This window comes from Terriglobia bacterium (assembly GCA_020073085.1).
Lineage (GTDB): Bacteria > Acidobacteriota > Terriglobia > JAIQFV01 > JAIQFV01 > JAIQFV01.
This window is the reverse complement of record JAIQFV010000001.1, coordinates 407,305-423,216: the sequence shown is the minus strand read 5'-3', so window position 1 is coordinate 423,216 and position 15,912 is coordinate 407,305. Positions and strand designations below refer to the sequence as shown.

Below are 15,912 nucleotides of genomic sequence, written 5' to 3'. Positions count from 1 at the left end.
GTTTCCGACAAGGCGCAGTCCGCAAGGAGAATGAACACCCGGCGAGGCCGCGGGAGTTGTTCAGCAGGAAATCAAGAAGTGAGTGCCCAGCCCGCGCGGGGCTGGATCACCGCCTTGAAAGGGCTCATTCTTTGTCATCTCTCACCCATGTGATGCGATCCGAGCCATCCCCCCATCCCTCTCGCCTCCTGGATCGTCAATGTGCCCTCGCACTCGTGGTTCTCCTCGTTTTCAGCATACTGAGCTTGGCCTATGTTTACGCCCAGGGCTCCACCGATCTGGATGGAGACGGGTGGTCGCACATCAAGCGGGCCCGCGTGCTTACCGATTCCGTGAATCCGGGGTATCCCCAGATAGGCACGGTGTGGCTGCCGCTGTTTCACCTGCTGGCGGCCCCCCTGGCGATGAATAATTTTCTGTGGCGGACGGGATTGGCCGGCAGTGTGGTCTCGATGGCCAGCTTTGTGGGAGCGGGCCTTGGGCTCTTCCTGATCTTGCGGCTGATGATTGAAGAACGTGCCGTCGTGTGGTTGGGGGTGGGCCTATTCGTCCTCAACCCGAGCTGGCTGTACTATCAGACCACGCCGATGCAGGAACCGCTCTCCATGGCGCTCCTCGTGCTCAATGTTTTGTTTCTGGTGTTGTGGCAGCAGCGGGGAACAAGACGGTACCTGTTGCTTGCGGCGGCCATGAATCTTCTGGCGGCGCTGAATCGATACGAAGCGTGGTTCTTCATCCCCTGGAGCACACTCTGGGTATTATTCGCCGCCGTGGGGAGAAAGCAAGACCGAGCTTGGCTATCCCGTTGTGGAGACGCCATGATCTACGGACTCATCGCGTCGCTCGCCCCGGTTTACTGGTTTGCACATAACTGGTTTGAATACGGAGACGTGTGGGAGTTCATTCGGGGTCCCTACTCGGCAAGGGCTCTTTACTGGAAGCAAATCGCCACTTACCACTTTCGCTATCCGACTGAAGGACACTGGTGGCTCTCTCTCCTCTACTTTACGAAGTCGGTCCGCCACTGTGCCGGGGAAGTGCCCTTCTGGTTGGCAGTGATCGGGCTGCTGGTGGTGATCCTATGGGTGATTTCAAAGCGCCGAGTGGGAACGCCACAACCGAGGGACCCTGAGGGGTCATGGTCCTACACCCCAATTTTGTTTCTGGTGCCGTTCGTCTTCTATGTCCTTTCCCTGGCCAAAGGGCGTGCACCCACATACGTTGCGGAATATTATCCCTACACGAACTTTGGAGTCCGATACGGCCATACCCCCATCCCGGCGGTCGTTACCCTGGGCACTGTGCTTTTTGGCTTCGTCTCGGGATGGATTCGTACCCGCTGGTTGCGGCGAGTGCTCGTCACTGTTTTTCTCGGAGTTTTGCTCGTGCCCCTTGGAATTGCCGTCAAGACCCATCTCCATTCACTGCCGGCACACGAAGAGCCGTACTTCAACAATGGCGACGACCGCCGCATTCTTAGGGACCTGGCCGACTACCTGAAACCTCGCTGGCACGGGGAAATGATCCTGATGAATTCGGGGTACCTGGGGCGGATTGCACAACTCGACGAAATTCCCTTTCGAAAAATCCTGTTCGAAGATAATCTGGACGCTTGGCAATTGGCCTTGCGATTCCCCTTTCCTCGTGTCCAGTGGGTCCTGGCTGAAGAAGGGGATGATGTTTGGAAAATGGTCACCACGGTCCCGGCCTATCGGCGTTACTATCGTGAAGAGAAGACGGTGCGCGGAATCCGGGGCCATGTAATCCACGTGTACGCACATCATGCGCCGGTTGGAGAGCCCCCCGGGTAGAGGGGAGACGAAGGAGACCGTTCATGCACATCGAAATCGAGACAATCCTCAAAATGGGTGCTTCCGCGGCGCTGGGGGGCCTGGTCGGTCTGGAGCGCGAGCTGCACCACAAGCCTGCCGGTCTGCGCACCAATATGTTCATTTGTCTCGGGTCGACGATGTTTACGATGCTCTCACTTGAAGTGGCCGAGAAATTCCACAGCGACCCTGAGCGCATCGCGGCCCAGATTATTCCGGGCATCGGGTTCATCGGGGCGGGAGCTATTTTGCGGGAGGGGTTGAGCGTGGTCGGCCTGACGACCGCTGCCACCATGTTCGTGGTGGCGGCCATCGGGATGGGCATTGGCTATGGCTATTTTGGCTCCTCGAGCATCGCCACCGGCATGATCCTGGCAGCCCTCTTTCTCCTCCGCTATGTCGAGCGAAAACTCGGGACTAAGTTCGTCCATTACCAGTTTTCAATGTCCACGGATGAAATGGCGGAGGCTTCGACGAAAGTAAAAGCGTTGCTTGATGAATTGAAGATCCAGTCCGAAGAGGTCAGCTGGTCCCGCGAGGGTGAAGGCCATTTCCTTCGCTTCAGCACCTCCCTGTCCCCCGATCTCCATACGGAATTGATGCGCCGCCTCTTGCAGGTCAGGGAGTTGAATGATATTAAATCGTCCATCTTCAGTGAAAAATGAATTGAGGCGGGCAGCTCCGGATGATCCCTTTCTACAAAGCGCATGGGCTGGGGAATGATTTCCTGATCGTTGACCGGGAGGCTTTGCCGGACGCCTCCGAGGAGTCTCTGGCCCTGCTGGCGCAGCAGGGATGCGATCGACACCGCGGTATCGGGGCGGACGGGGTGGTCTACATCTTTCCAGGTATGGACTATCCCCAATATGATTTTTCCATCCGTCTGTTCAACAGTGACGGTAGCGAAGCGGAGATGAGCGGCAACGGCATACGGTGCGCCGCGGCGGTCCATCATTGGAAAAATCCAGAGGCTTCGAGAGAGGTAGTGCTGGGATCGGTCGTCGGCCGCCGTGTCCTGCGTCTAATTGATCGCCAGGGTGCAAAATTTACCTATGTCGCTGAAATGGGAGTCCCAGGATTTAATCCCGAGGACATTCCATTTGCGGTGGAGGGGATGGGGAGGAAGGTTCGTCCCTCTCCAGGGAATCCCCGCCTTGTCGGCGTTCCATTAGATGTGGAGGATCGAACCTTCGAGATTACCGTGATGTCGGTCGGGAATCCCCAGTGTATTACGTTGGTCGAGGAGTTTGAATCGTTCGATTGGAAACGGTATGGCCGTGCCCTCGAATCCCATCCGAGGTTTCCTAAGAAGACCAACGTGGAGTTTGTGCGCGTCATCGATGAACACACAGTCGAGATCCGGATTTGGGAGAGGGGGGCAGGACACACCGAATCCTCCGGGACCGGCTCGATTGCTTCCGCACTGGGGGCCCTCCTCAACGGCCGCGCGACCAGTCCCGTCCGGGTCATCACTGAGGGCGGGGTGCTCCAGGTGGAATGGAAGGGTGAAGGGGAACCTGTATTCCTGACCGGGGACGCCGAGATCGTTTGTGAGGGAATATTTTTGGGGGCGAAGGGGATATAACATTGGAACTGACCCAAGGCTTCGTTGGAACTGGAACGCAAAGGAGATTGTACAAGAGTTATGATTATCGACATGCTGTCCTCAATTCGTTCGCACCCCCTGCTGGGCCGTCGTCAACTGATGCTCTGGGTTGTAGTGGCAGCAGCTTCAACAGCCTGTTCCAGATCAAATGCCGTGGGTGAAGCCGCGGCAAGTGTGGAGGACCAAAATACTGCAAAGGGAAGACCGGCCGGAAGGGCAACGATCCTGAAGGTGTATTCAGTAAAGCAGGGGAGATTGATTATGACTGAAAAGGTGGTCAAGTCGGAAGCCGAATGGAAGAAACTTTTAACCCCGGAACAGTTTGAGGTGGCCCGAAAACAGGGGACTGAAAGGGCGTTCACTGGAGAATATTGGGACAATCATGAGAAAGGGATTTATCAGTGCGTCTGTTGTGACAATGATTTATTCAGTTCAGCCACCAAATTCGAGTCCGGAACCGGGTGGCCCAGCTTCTGGACGCCCATCGCCAAGGAGAACATCGAGACCAGGACCGATGACAGCCTCTTCATGCAGCGAGTGGAGGTGCTGTGCAGCCGGTGCGACGCTCATTTAGGTCACGTGTTCGACGACGGTCCAAAGCCCACCGGCCTTCGATATTGCATGAATTCTGCCTCTCTGAAATTCGTGAAAGGAGCCTAGACTGCAAATTGTCGTAGCGGCAGCCCTGAGGTCGAAATTTACTGGCGCGATCGGTTTGTTGCTCGGATTTGCGCCGCGTTCTCTCGAGTGAGGTTTGATAGACATGGGAGGTCGAGTTGACTCAATCGGTTTGGGAGGCACAATTGCGGATGGATATGCTCATGTTCGGTCCCGTGCCAAGGGGTTATGAATGGGATGGCTTTTTTGCAGTGACAATTGAATTCATCCCCTCATCCCGCCGGGCGACAGCGACCTCCTGAAATCCCATGCCCTCTAAATCTGCCTTCAGCTCTTCAAAGGTGAAGGTCCCTCCCGATTCTGTTCCGACCAGCATATTGACCGCAAAAAGCGCCCCTGCGACAGGGAGAATTCGAGATGGCTCCATTAAAATATCCCGGATCGCAAGTCTGCCGTCCGGTTCCAGAGACTGGAAGACTTGAGCAAAGAGCGCTTGATTTTGTGCCCGGGAGTTCTGGTGCACGATGGCGCTGACCCAAGCGAGGTCAGTTCCTCGAGGCAACCGGTCGACCTGGTAATCCCCGCCAACCAGTCTGACACGGTCAATCACGCCTTCCTCGGTGAGAAACTGCTTTGCCATGGGGAGGACATGAGGCAGATCGAAGAGGGTGGCCTTTCCTTCCGGACAAGCATCGAGGAAGGCGAGGGTCCACGTGCCCGAAGCACCGCCGACATCCAGGAGGTGTCGGAAGACCAGGGGCCGTATTTCTCGTATGACCTTCCCGGCCAGGGGTGTGGAAAGGTTTCTCATCCCTCCAATGAAAGACGCCGCATCTGCTTCCTCTCCCCGGATGCTGGGCGAGCGTTCTGCCGGCCTGCCGTTTTTGACAACCCACGCCAGCTGTGCCCAACGGCGAAGACAGTTGGACTGGTGTTGTGCCATCGCCAGGACACTACTCGTGCCCTGCTCAGTCAAAATAGATACGAGACCCGGAGGGACGGAATAACGAGCTCCCTGCTTGTCCAGAAGCTTCAGTGCGGCCAGGGCGTCGAGCAGAATGGTGGTCGCCCGGATATCACCGGCTACGGCCTTTGCGGTTTCTTCCGCAGTCAACGGCCTCGTGGTGAGCCGGCTGAATATATCCAGGTCCGCAGCCGCAGCGAGCACACAAGCTGGCTGGAAACTCCTCGCCAGCTCCAAAACCTCTTCTCTTGTCCACTGCTTTGACATGGGGGCGCCCTCACGATAGCACGCATGTGGCTTGGCAAGCCGTTACCGAACGAAACGCTCCTAAGGCTTGAGGGTTTTCCTGCTGGTCAGCTTCTGGTATTCGGTGCAGAGGTTACTATTGGGTTGTAGGTCACAGGCGATGCGACATTCCTGCAGGGCGGCCGGTCTATCCTTTTTCTCGAGGAGGGCGTGGCAAAGGCTGTTGTGGGCAGTGGCATCCGTTGACCGGATTCGGATCGCCTCTCGCAATTCAGTGATGGCACCCTCCAGGTCGTGTTTGTTGTAAAGGGCGACGCCAAGGTTGTTGCGCGCGGTGGCGTTGTCGGGTTTCAATCCCAACGCCTTGCGATATACGAGAATAGCGCCATCCCAGTCCCGCTTCTCAAACAGGGTGTTTCCCAGCTTGGTGAGGGCGACGGGGTCGGCAGGATTCAGACGAACGACCTCCTGGAATTCGGTAAGGGCTCCATCCCAGTCGAATTTGTTGTAGAGGGCATTCCCCAGACTGTAATGAATTGCGGCGTCTTCAGGTTTCAGGATGGCCGCCTTGCGGTATTCGGCAATCGCCTGGTCCGGATTCTGTTGACCATCGAGTGCCTGGCCCAGCCCGTAATGGGCCAGGGCGTATCCCGGACTCCGCCGGACGGCTTCACGAAATTCGGTAATGGCCCCGCCCCAGTCCTTTCGACCAAGCAGCCGGTAGCCAAGCAGGGTGTGCCAGCCAAAATCCTCCGGTTGGAGTCGAACCGCCTCGCGATATTCCGCGATCGCTCCATCCAAGTCGTGCTTGAATTCCAGCGCCAGGCCGAGGTTGAAATGCGCGGAGGCGTCAACCGGTTTCAGCCGAATCGCCTCGCGAAGTTCCGTGACCGCTCCGTCCAGGTCCCCTTTTTGGAGGAGTGCATAGCCGAGGTTGTAATGCCCACCGAAATCTGCCGGACCGAGTTTGATCACTTCACGAAATTCGCTGATCGCTTCGTCCCATTTTTTCGCGTCAACAAAAGCCGCGCCCTGCGCCGTGTGCTGCCGCATTAAGGTCTCCGGTGATTGTGGGGGCGGCTTGGGGGGTAAGGGTTTTGGTTTTGGGAGCCGGGCAGCCAATTCCCGGAGAGTTTCCAAAAGGTCAGAGTCAGCACCCGCCTGGCGCAACTCGTTCTCTGCTTCCTGGGTGAGTTGAAACGAAATGCCCCGTTCGCGCACCAATGCCGCGATCCGTTTGGGTGAGACCTCGCCTTGCAGCAATCCAAGGATGTCGGCTTTACTGAATGAATTCTGTGAAGCGCCCTTCGCGGCGGCCATCAGGGGGAGCACAGCCCCAAGGAATATTGTGGCGGTAAGGAGTGCCAATGCCATAGGAGCTCGATATGCGTTGCCCATCCGGCCGTGGACGCCGACCACTTTTCCCATAATAGAAACCTCAATCCGGGACGCGAGAGGAAATCACCGTCCGAATTTCTTTTCGGCGGCTTGTGCGCGCCGGGCTCGATCGATCTTCTTTTGGAGCACTTCGTTCGACGGGTCCACGCTCAGGGCTCTTTGGTATTCTTTGATGGCCCTCTCGTATGCCCCTCTTTCATACAAGGCGTCTCCCTGGGAACCGGCAGAGGACACCTCTTCTTCCAGTTTGGCTTGGGCCAGCCGAGCCTGCTCGACCTTGTTTCGGAGTTCGACATTCCCTGGATCCACGCTTAAGCCTTTTTGGTACTCATGGATGGCCTTCCCGTACATACCCCGTTCATATAACGCGTCTCCTTGGGAGCGTGCAGAGGACACCTCCGGCAGTGTCGTTGTGGCCACCGGAGGTTTTGAAGGTTGAAGCGGACCCGCTTCACCGGCGTGCCCCTTTGAATCAGTGGGCGCAGGAGTAACGATGGGTGCGGGGCTCTCGCGGATGGGCGGCGATCGGTGGTTCAAGTATCCGACACCGATGCCCAGGGCGATAACGACCGTTGCTGCGGACGCCCAGATTTTGAGGCTGGGACCGCGCGGAACCTCCCGCGCCACGGGCGTGGAAACAGAAGTTCTTCCGGGTGCCGCCACGGGCTCAACCCGCGGCCTGCTCGGCGGTTCAACAAGAACGGGTTGTCTTATCACCGGCGCAGGATTCGGCGGCGGAATAGATTGAGAGGGTTTCTTCTCCTTCACTTGGGGGACTGGCGTCATCCGTGTTGTTTGTGGCACTGGCTCTGCCGGCGCCCGCGGGATGGCTGCGGGCTTGGCCGGTCCCCCCGACAGAGGAAGGGTTCCCGACACTTCTCTGGGGTCGATTCGAGCGCCTTCCGCTTGAATGGGCTGGACCACAACTACAAGGGGGAGCGAAACTAAAGTCGTAGTGACGCCGATCAGGTCGCGGGTTGAAAATTCTGCCAACGTGGTGATGACGCGCGAGGCGACATGAAGATCTCCTTTGAACACCTCTAAATTTACCAGGAGATCACCGGGTTTTTGGGGAGTGAGTAGAAAAGTGCAGGTTGCAGAGTCGCCCCGGGGAGGAACAAGAAGTTTCTTGGTTTGTGACTTCGGCTCAAAATCCGGAGCGTCAACCCTGAGAAAGATTTCGGCGGACTGTATCCCTCCATTTTGATCCGTCGGAAATTCCAGTTGAAACGTCCGCGAAGTCACGTCCTCGGCGGTCAATGACTGAATATTCTCTTGGGCGAGCACTGCACGGAGACCCTCTGAATCCGTGCGTCGGATGAGGGCAAGGAGTTGAGTGGATCTTCCAACGGAAATCTTGTTTGGCAGCGCCGCCTCCAGCAACCGTTGTTGAGCGGCCGTTTCAGTGGAGGGAAGGACCGCCCGATCCGTCTTGTGGACCTCGGCAGGTTCCGGAGGACGGGAATGTTCTACAGTCGCCGGTTCGGGTTGTTCGACTTTGAAATAGGCCGCCAGGCACTTTTCGGCGGCGGTTGAAACCTGGCGGCTGTCGTCCTCTTTCAGCGACACCAAAGCTTCTTTCGCCGCCATGACCAGGGCTTTGTTCTTGCCCCGGAGCAGGCGTTCCAATTCCTGGACCGCACCGACTCGCACTCCAACTAGTGGACTCTCGATCGCTTCTCTCAGCTCCGGCGGCAGGTTGCCCACCTTCACGATGGGAGGGCGGGGGTTCCGGGCGATGATGATTTCACCCTGGACGTCGAACGCCCACTTTCCCGGACTCTGCTGGGGCATTTCGTCGGTAACGCGATCGTGGATGTAATCGTATAGATCATCGAGCGTGACCAAGCCGTCGCCGTCCAGATCGGCCTCACCGGTCTCCAGGCCTCGCACCAGGGACTGAGTAAATATGGAACGGACGCCTTCTCCCTTGACCTCACCGCCTTCAAAGGAATATTGCATTGCGTCCGAGGCGGTTAGAACAACCCGGCCGCGCCCCTCGAAGTGGTCTCTCGTCCCGACGTCCTTGCTCCCCTTGGCTACCATCCCGCGAGCGAAGGCCCCACTGTAGCAACAGTCCAGCAACAGGACTTGCCGTCGGGAGCGGCTTCGGAACATGACGTCATTCACAAAATTCGCCCACACTGCCGTGGAACGAAGCAGCTTGTGCTGGGTGTTGCGGGTGGCAAAGTAGAGCTGCCCATCTTCGTCCTTGACCCCGTGACCGGAAAAATAGAGCAGCAGCAGGTCATCCCGCTTCCGATCTGCATAAAAGGCCTCGATCCGTTCGCTGACCACGTGGGAAGGTTCGTTTAATAGGGTCTGAACCTCAAATCCGCCGATGTCAGGGTTTCCCAGCACGGCAGCCAGGGCTTCAGCGTCCTGGGCCGGCGCGATCAGCTGCTGCAAGACTTGGTCTTCGTATTGAAAGTTGGCGATGATGAGCGCACTTTTCTTCTCAGCCATATCGAATCACCCGGGCTCGGGTTGGTAGAGATTGAGAGCGACGTATTTGTTTCTTTGCGCGTGAAATCCTGCCCCCGCCGGATTTCGCCAGAACCACGTCAGTGAGCTGCTCCTGCCTGGAGGAAGTAGTTATTATGAAGAATGGGTGTTTGTCCCGCTTGAATGCTACTGCCAATTCAAATCGGCTGTCAATATGCTGCTTGTGATTTGGGGAAACCGGCAGGGGCGACATCTGAACTGAAGGTACAGGGAGAGGTGAGCTTGACCTGGCGGTCGACTTCGGCACGAGGGCTTCGTGGAGGTCCGAGGTGAGATTCTGCTTGGAACCGGTTCCATTTTCGAATGACCAAAAGAAATCTTTTGAGATCAATCGAATCCAGCCCGAGCCACTTGCATGCCCCATCCCTCTTGGGGCGTGCTTACTGCCTGAAAGAATTGGCAAAAAAAAGCCGATCCTCAGCCGGATCGGCCCCTGAAGTTGATCATTGAGGTGCGACTTCCGAGAACTTCGGGACCCCGGAAGTCGCTCAGCTGCTGAGATCAGAACGTGAACTTGACTGCAAGCTGAACTTGCAGCGGATCTCCCACGCCCTGTCGCAAGAACCCGTCGAAGTTGAACAGACCGGGTGTAATGAGCGGGTTGACATTGTTGACGTTGTTGAAGGTGTTAAACATCTCAATGATCGGTGTCACCGCATACCGTTCCTTAAACTTGAAAGGGCGCTCCATCCGCCAGTCGAGAGTGAAGAACGCGTTGTCCTTGCGCAAGTGATTGCGGCCGCAGTCGACCCCGTTAACGAACCGGGTGACCGAATTGTTGAGACTGCAAGCCGGCCCAGTCCCAGTCCCCGCTGGGTTGTCTGTGATCGGTTGTGCGGAATGGGCCTGCATCCGAATGCTTCCTTGAAAACCTTTGGGTAATTCGCCGTAAATGTAAAAATTAAACTTGTTGCGTTCTTCGCGGTCCGAAGGGCCATACTCCGCCGCCAGGTTGTGCAGATCGGCATAACGGAAGGTGAATGGGTCGCGTTCGTTGGAATCGTCGTCGTAGTCTCTCGAATAAGTGTAGTTCGCATCCATCTGGTAGTGCTGACTGAATCGCTTGCGGAGACCAAATGTGATGCCTCGGTAGAGCGATTTTGCCGAGCTGACCGTGTCGGTGATGGCACCCAGATTCGGGAAGGGTGTTGGACCCGAGTATGTCACCGTGTCAGCATTTTGAGGGATGATCGAGACTGGCCCGACGTTGGGATTGGTGAAGCGGGTGAGGTGAACACCCTTTGACCACGTAAAATCAACATACGCTGCCATGCCTCCCATCAACTCCTGCTCAAACGCGAAGTTGGCGGTGTAAATCCTAGGGTTTGCGTAGTCCTTGCTGAAGACGGTCACGCCGGGCGTAGAGGGGAAGGTTCCAGGGGGGATCACCGGGGCGACCACGACGCCTGGATAAGTGGGGGGATTCCCACCCGCCGTATTAAATCCAGTCCCGGCGGTAATTCCCTGAAGCTGAACACCGTTGGTGGTGATCGGTCCCACCTGGGTCAACATATTCTGATTTCCGTTGTAAATCCCCCAGCTAGCCCTCAGCACGGATTTACTGTTGTTGAAGAGATCCCATGCGATCCCGACGCGCGGTTGGAACATCTTCTTTTGGTTGGGCAGAGTGCCGTCCCCGGGGAAACTCGGATTGCTCAGATTGACTCCATAAGCGGTCTGTGACCCGGGGATGACTGGCTGGGCGAGAATTTGCGCTTCCCAGCGCAGGCCGTAATTGAAGGTAAAGCCGGGCCGGATCTGCCATTTGTCCTGGATGAACAGGGCATAATTCTGGTTGGTCTGATCGGCCTTTCCCGCCGCATCCGTGGTGGGTCCGCTCGGGGAGGCGTTTTGCAAGTAGAGAAGGAGTGGTCCACCTGTGGGGGTGGAGCCGGCCGGGCAGGTTCCGGTGGGTCCCACAAATGCGCCGTTGGAACATTCCACGGCCGTCGGTCCGAAACCCGGTCCCAGCGATGCCGGCGAAGCGTAATGGAGGAAGCCGGTCACGCTGTCAAAAATGTAGCGACCGGTAAAGAATCCACGGAAGACCTGGACATTCCGGCTGTGAAGCCACTCGCCGCCAAACTTGATATTGTGCTTCCCGGAGACGATGGACAGGTTATCCCTCAGGTCGGTCCGATAAAACAGCTCATCAACGTTCGGCTCCAGGAAGAACGGCTGTCCAAATCGGAAGGTTGTCGCGAACCCCATGGCCGTGTCCGGTACGGCGGAGGGCACTGCACTCCGCGGGCGATTTTCGCGTGAATAGCCGAAATGGAATTCATTCAGCTTGGTCTGAGAAAGCGTCGTAAACAGGCTCGCGTTGACGGTTTGTATCTTGGAAGGTCCTTCGATGCCGTTGGCGGAGTTTCCATACGTGGGAACGTCGAAGGTCTGGTTCGTATTCTTCGAATAATCAAAGGTGTACGAGGCGGAGAACTGGTTCGATGGGTTAATGTTCCAGTCAAGCTTTCCCAGAGCAGAGGAGTTGCGAGTGGGATGCGGGATGGGATTCCCTTCGGCCTGGTTGAATCGGGTCTGGAAAAAATTGATAAGGGCGAGCCGCTGGCAGTCGGGGTTGCTGTTGATCTGGGAATCATTGGTCCCGACGATCGGTGCGGCCACTGGGCACGGCGTGGAGCCGATCGGTTGGCTCAGATTCGCTCGTGTGAAGTCTTCGAAAATTTGTTCGAAAGCCCCAAAGAAAAACACCTTGTCCTTCTTGATGGGCCCGCCGATGGTGCCCCCGAATTGTTCGCGCTTGAAACCGTCCAGCCCTTTGCCATCGGAGGTGTCAGCGGTCAAGGCTTCGAGACGTTGAAAGTGGAACAGGCTTCCATGGAACTGGTTGCCCCCGGACTTGGTGATGACATTGACGACTCCACCCGCAGTCCTTCCAAACTCCGCGTTGGCGCCCGCTGCGACCACCTGAAATTCCTTGACGGCCTCGAGAGTGATATCAATCGCGGCACGCTGGCCTCCCAACTGTTCTCCGAAAAAACCATTGTTGTAGTCGGTTCCATCAAGGCTGATATTATTGAAGATCCCGCGTTGACCGTTGAAGTTGATCTCATCGCCATCCGGGCCCTGAACGATGCTGACCCCCGGCGTCAAAGTCAGAAGATCTTCAAACTTTCTCCCGAGAACCGGGGTCTTCTCCACCGAGAGCTCATTCAAGGTGCTGGCAGAAACCGTCTCCGTGGTTTCAATCGTGGGCGTTGCCGTGACGGTGATGCGCTCCTGCCGTTGGGAAACCTTCATGGCCAGGTCGAGCGTGATTGTCTGACCTACCGTCAGACTGACACTTTCCTGCACGAGGGTGGCAAATCCCTGTTTCGAAACTGTCAGAGAATATCGACCTGACGGCAACTGAAGGAAGACAAAGCGGCCATCACTGTCGGTCACAATCGTGCGGGTCAGGTTGGTGTCCAGGTTTTTGACTTCAACGCTCGTTCCCGGCACAACGGCCCCTGACGGGTCCGTCACCGTTCCCTGAATGGTCCCCGTAATGATGGACGATTGGGCGTACAGGCCAGATGTAACGCCCAGAGTGATCAGTAGACAACAGATGCTGCCCCTAAGCCATGCAGGCATGGCATGTGACAAATTGGTGCGCATGGTTTCCTCCCCTAGTTTGATCTTCCATTTTCTTGTTTCTCGAACTTGTGCATCGCCAAGTGCCCAGCTCGTTGGGTCAAAAGTCTCCCGCGCAGAGCCAAGAGAAGGTCTGAATCCGATCTGCCTCCATCGTCCTGGGCTCTCTGAAAAGGGTATATTGTCCAGACGCGTGCCCGTGCTACTCAGACATATGGCTGCCTGTCACATCCCCTCACAAATTCGTGCTGCAAGCGGAAGAAGCTGCCTCCATGAGTCTTGGGACTTTCCGATTGGAAATAGCTGGATTTCGCAATCTTTATATGCCAAGACCCGAAAAAATTCAAGCCATCATGCGAATAAAAAATCTGCGGGCTGAATGGGAAATCTTTCGCCTGACCGGGAGGAGATTTCAAGCCGGGGGAGGAGGATTAGGTACGAAAATTGCTCCATCCGAAGAGCGGGGCTCGGGGCGGGGCGAGGAGGTGGTTTGGAATGAAAAAGGGTCGACCCGCAAGGGCAGATCGACCCGGAGTGGGTATCCGAAGGCGTTGAATCAGTGTCCGTGCTGATCTTGACGGAGATCTTTGCGATCACGGTGCAGGTCGCGTGCATCCCGGTGAACATCCTTGGTGTCCTGACGCAGGTCTTTGCGATCGCGATAGAGGTCCTTTCGGTCGGCTTTGATATCCGCCTTGCTGTCTGCCTGCTTGAGGTCCTTGCGGTCTGACCGGATATCTTTCTTGTCGTTGTAGACATCATGGCGGTCGTGCTTGAGGTCGCGCGCATCATGGCGAATGTCGCGCTTGTCCTGCTTTATATCGGAACTGCCGGTCGGACAAAAACTACCAGGAGTGTGAGCCCCCAGCCCCTCGGGTCCGCCTCCAAAACCACGACAGGTGGATTTATCTAAGACCGGCTGGTAATGCGGTCGCTCATGGCTTCGGCCCGCCAGACCCCTTATCGACAGATGGCTCTTTTACACCGAGGTTGTGTGCCAGGAAGGCCCACACATCGGCGGTCTGGGCGATCCGCTTGTCGGTGGGCATGTAACCATGGCTCGTCTGAGTTTCGACACGGATGATCACCGGTTTTCCGCATCCTTGGTCGCGCTGCAGCGCGGCGGTGAATTTATAGGAGTGGCTGGGCACAACGCGGTCATCGTGATCGGCCGTCGTGATGATGGTGGGCGGATAGCAGGCGCCCTGTTTCAAATTCTGGAGCGGCGAATAAGCCCGCAGCCATTGGAAGGCCTGGGGATCTTCGGGCGAGCCATACTCCGGCGCCCATAAGTCGCCTCCTGAAAACTTGTGATAGCGCAACATGTCCAGCACTCCCGCCCCGGCATAAGCTGCCCCAAACAGGTCGGGTCGCTGCGTGATGGTGGCACCCACCAACAAGCCGCCGTTGGAATAGCCCTCAATCGCCAGCCGGGAAGGCGATGTGTATTTTTCGTGAATTAAGTATTCAGCCGCGGAAATGAAATCATCAAACACATTCTGTTTGTGACTGAGCATTCCCGCCTCATGCCATACTTCCCCATATTCACCCCCGCCCCGCAGATTTGCCACCGCGTACACCCCCCCTAATTCGAGCCAGATCGGCAGCATGGGCGAGAAGCCCGGGGTGATACTGATGTCGAACCCGCCGTAACTGTAAAGGACGGTCGGGTTTTGTCCATCCTGCTTCAAGTCCTTCCGGGCAGTAATGAACATGGGAATCCGAGTCCCGTCCTTGGACTGGTAAAAGACTTGCCGGGTCTCATACGGAGAGGGATCGAAGGCGACCTGGGGTTTGGCAAACACGGCGCTCCGGCCCGCATGCATGTCGAAGAAATAAATTGTGGTCGGATAGAGGTAAGAGGTGAAGCCGTAAAATATTTCCGGGGTGTCATTGCGGGCGCTTAATCCCTCTACCGAACCGATGCCTGGCAAGGGAAGTGTCCCGCCTGGAGCGCCGTTGGTCGAGAAAATCTTAACCTCGCTCTTTGCGTCCACAAGATACTGGACGACCACCTGGCCGCCGGCCATCAGGGAGCTTTGAATGACGCTCTCGCCTTCCGGGATGACGGTACGCCAGTGTTCAGGGGCGGGGTCGGTCAGCTTGACCGCGACAATCTTCCTTTTGGGTGCGGCGAGGGTGGTTTGAAGAAAGAGGGTATCCCCTATATTTCCGATGGGGGCGTATTCGGCATCATTCCGGGTGTAAAGCGGCTTCACGGGAGCGGCCACATTCGGATGGGCGGGATCACCGAGATCGACAAGGAACAATTCGTTGGTCGGGGCCGTCCCGTTGACCAGTGCGATCGCCAGGTAATGACCGTCTTCAGACACAGAGCCCTCAATGATCCAACTGGGCAGATCCGGCCGCGCGTAGATGAGTCGGTCCTTCGCCTGGTCCGTCCCCACCTGGTGATAGTAGAGGGCCTGGTTCTTAACCTGGTCACTGATTGCCTGGCCGGCAGGAGGCGCCGGGTAACGCGAGTAGAAAAAACCCTTCCCATCTTTGGTCCAAGAGACTCCAGAAAATTTGACCCACTGGACCTGGTCGGACAAATCCTTGCCCGAGGGTATTTCCTTGATGTGGAAGACAATCCAGTCGGAGCCTCCCTGCGAGAGGCCGTACGCGAGGTAGCGCGCGTCAGGCGAGGGCGAGTAGTCGGCCAGGGCCACCGAGCCGTCGGGGGAGAGGTTGTTGGGATCGATGAGGAGACGAGGCTGGGCGCCCAGTGAATCTTGCACATACACCACGGACTGGTTTTGAAGCCCGGTGTTCTTGCTTAAAAACAGCTTGCCCCCTTCCCGGCGCGGCACCCCCACCTTTTCATAGTTCCACAGCTTGGTCAGGTGCTCGCGGATCCAGCTTCTCGCCGGAATCCCGTTCAGATAGGAGAAGGTCAGCTTGTTTTCGTCGTCGACCCAGCTTTTTACGGCCGGACTGTTCAAGTCTTCCATCCATCGATACGGTGCCGGTACCTTGACACCAAAAAGATTGTCCACCACGTTATCGCGCTGGGCTGTCGGGTAGGCAAGCGATGAGCCTGCCGCCCTGGTTTCCATGTTCTTGGCCGCCATAGGCTGGGCCTTCGAGTTTGCAGCGAGCTGGGCCAACATCACTCCGCCCGGAAGGGCGAGGACTAGTAAAATCATTCC

General features: G+C 56.9%; 10 protein-coding genes. 5 read left to right on the top strand and 5 right to left on the bottom strand.

The window, feature by feature from the left end; all coding sequences use genetic code 11:
- Positions 1-149 precede the first annotated feature (149 nt).
- The 4 genes from LAO21_01650 to msrB all read left to right on the top strand — a co-directional run bounded on the left by LAO21_01650 (position 150) and on the right by msrB (position 4,095).
- A complete protein-coding gene (locus tag LAO21_01650) occupies positions 150-1,811 on the top strand; it encodes a hypothetical protein (protein MBZ5551394.1) in 1,662 nt (553 codons plus the stop codon).
- Between the two features lie 23 nt (positions 1,812-1,834).
- On the top strand, positions 1,835-2,494 hold the full coding sequence (locus LAO21_01645) for an MgtC/SapB family protein (protein ID MBZ5551393.1): 660 nt from the start codon (positions 1,835-1,837) through the stop codon (positions 2,492-2,494).
- 20 nt (positions 2,495-2,514) lie between these two features.
- Complete coding sequence (gene dapF, locus LAO21_01640; GenBank protein ID MBZ5551392.1) at positions 2,515-3,414, top strand: diaminopimelate epimerase; 900 nt, start codon at positions 2,515-2,517, stop codon at positions 3,412-3,414.
- Positions 3,415-3,696: 282 nt separating this feature from the next.
- A complete protein-coding gene (msrB, locus tag LAO21_01635; protein ID MBZ5551391.1) occupies positions 3,697-4,095 on the top strand; it encodes a peptide-methionine (R)-S-oxide reductase MsrB in 399 nt (132 codons plus the stop codon).
- Between the two features lie 184 nt (positions 4,096-4,279).
- On the opposite strand, the gene LAO21_01630 is transcribed toward msrB, so the two are convergent.
- From LAO21_01630 to LAO21_01615, 4 genes are all read right to left on the bottom strand, one after another.
- Complete coding sequence (locus tag LAO21_01630) at positions 4,280-5,284, bottom strand: hypothetical protein (GenBank protein MBZ5551390.1); 1,005 nt, start codon at positions 5,282-5,284, stop codon at positions 4,280-4,282.
- 60 nt (positions 5,285-5,344) lie between these two features.
- Positions 5,345-6,691 (bottom strand): tetratricopeptide repeat protein, encoded by a 1,347-nt coding sequence (locus tag LAO21_01625; protein ID MBZ5551389.1) that lies wholly within the window; start codon positions 6,689-6,691, stop codon positions 5,345-5,347.
- Between the two features lie 33 nt (positions 6,692-6,724).
- Complete coding sequence (locus LAO21_01620; GenBank protein MBZ5551388.1) at positions 6,725-9,127, bottom strand: caspase family protein; 2,403 nt, start codon at positions 9,125-9,127, stop codon at positions 6,725-6,727.
- Between the two features lie 540 nt (positions 9,128-9,667).
- Entirely contained in the window at positions 9,668-12,760 is a 3,093-nt protein-coding gene (locus LAO21_01615; GenBank protein ID MBZ5551387.1) for a TonB-dependent receptor, read from the bottom strand.
- Positions 12,761-13,319: 559 nt separating this feature from the next.
- Between LAO21_01615 and LAO21_01610 the strand changes: the two genes are divergently transcribed.
- Complete coding sequence (locus LAO21_01610) at positions 13,320-13,490, top strand: hypothetical protein (GenBank protein MBZ5551386.1); 171 nt, start codon at positions 13,320-13,322, stop codon at positions 13,488-13,490.
- Positions 13,491-13,695: 205 nt separating this feature from the next.
- Here the strand turns inward: LAO21_01610 and LAO21_01605 are convergent, their stop codons facing one another.
- Positions 13,696-15,873: a prolyl oligopeptidase family serine peptidase gene (locus LAO21_01605; protein ID MBZ5551385.1), complete on the bottom strand. Its 2,178-nt coding sequence runs from the start codon at positions 15,871-15,873 to the stop codon at positions 13,696-13,698.
- Positions 15,874-15,912 lie beyond the last annotated feature (39 nt).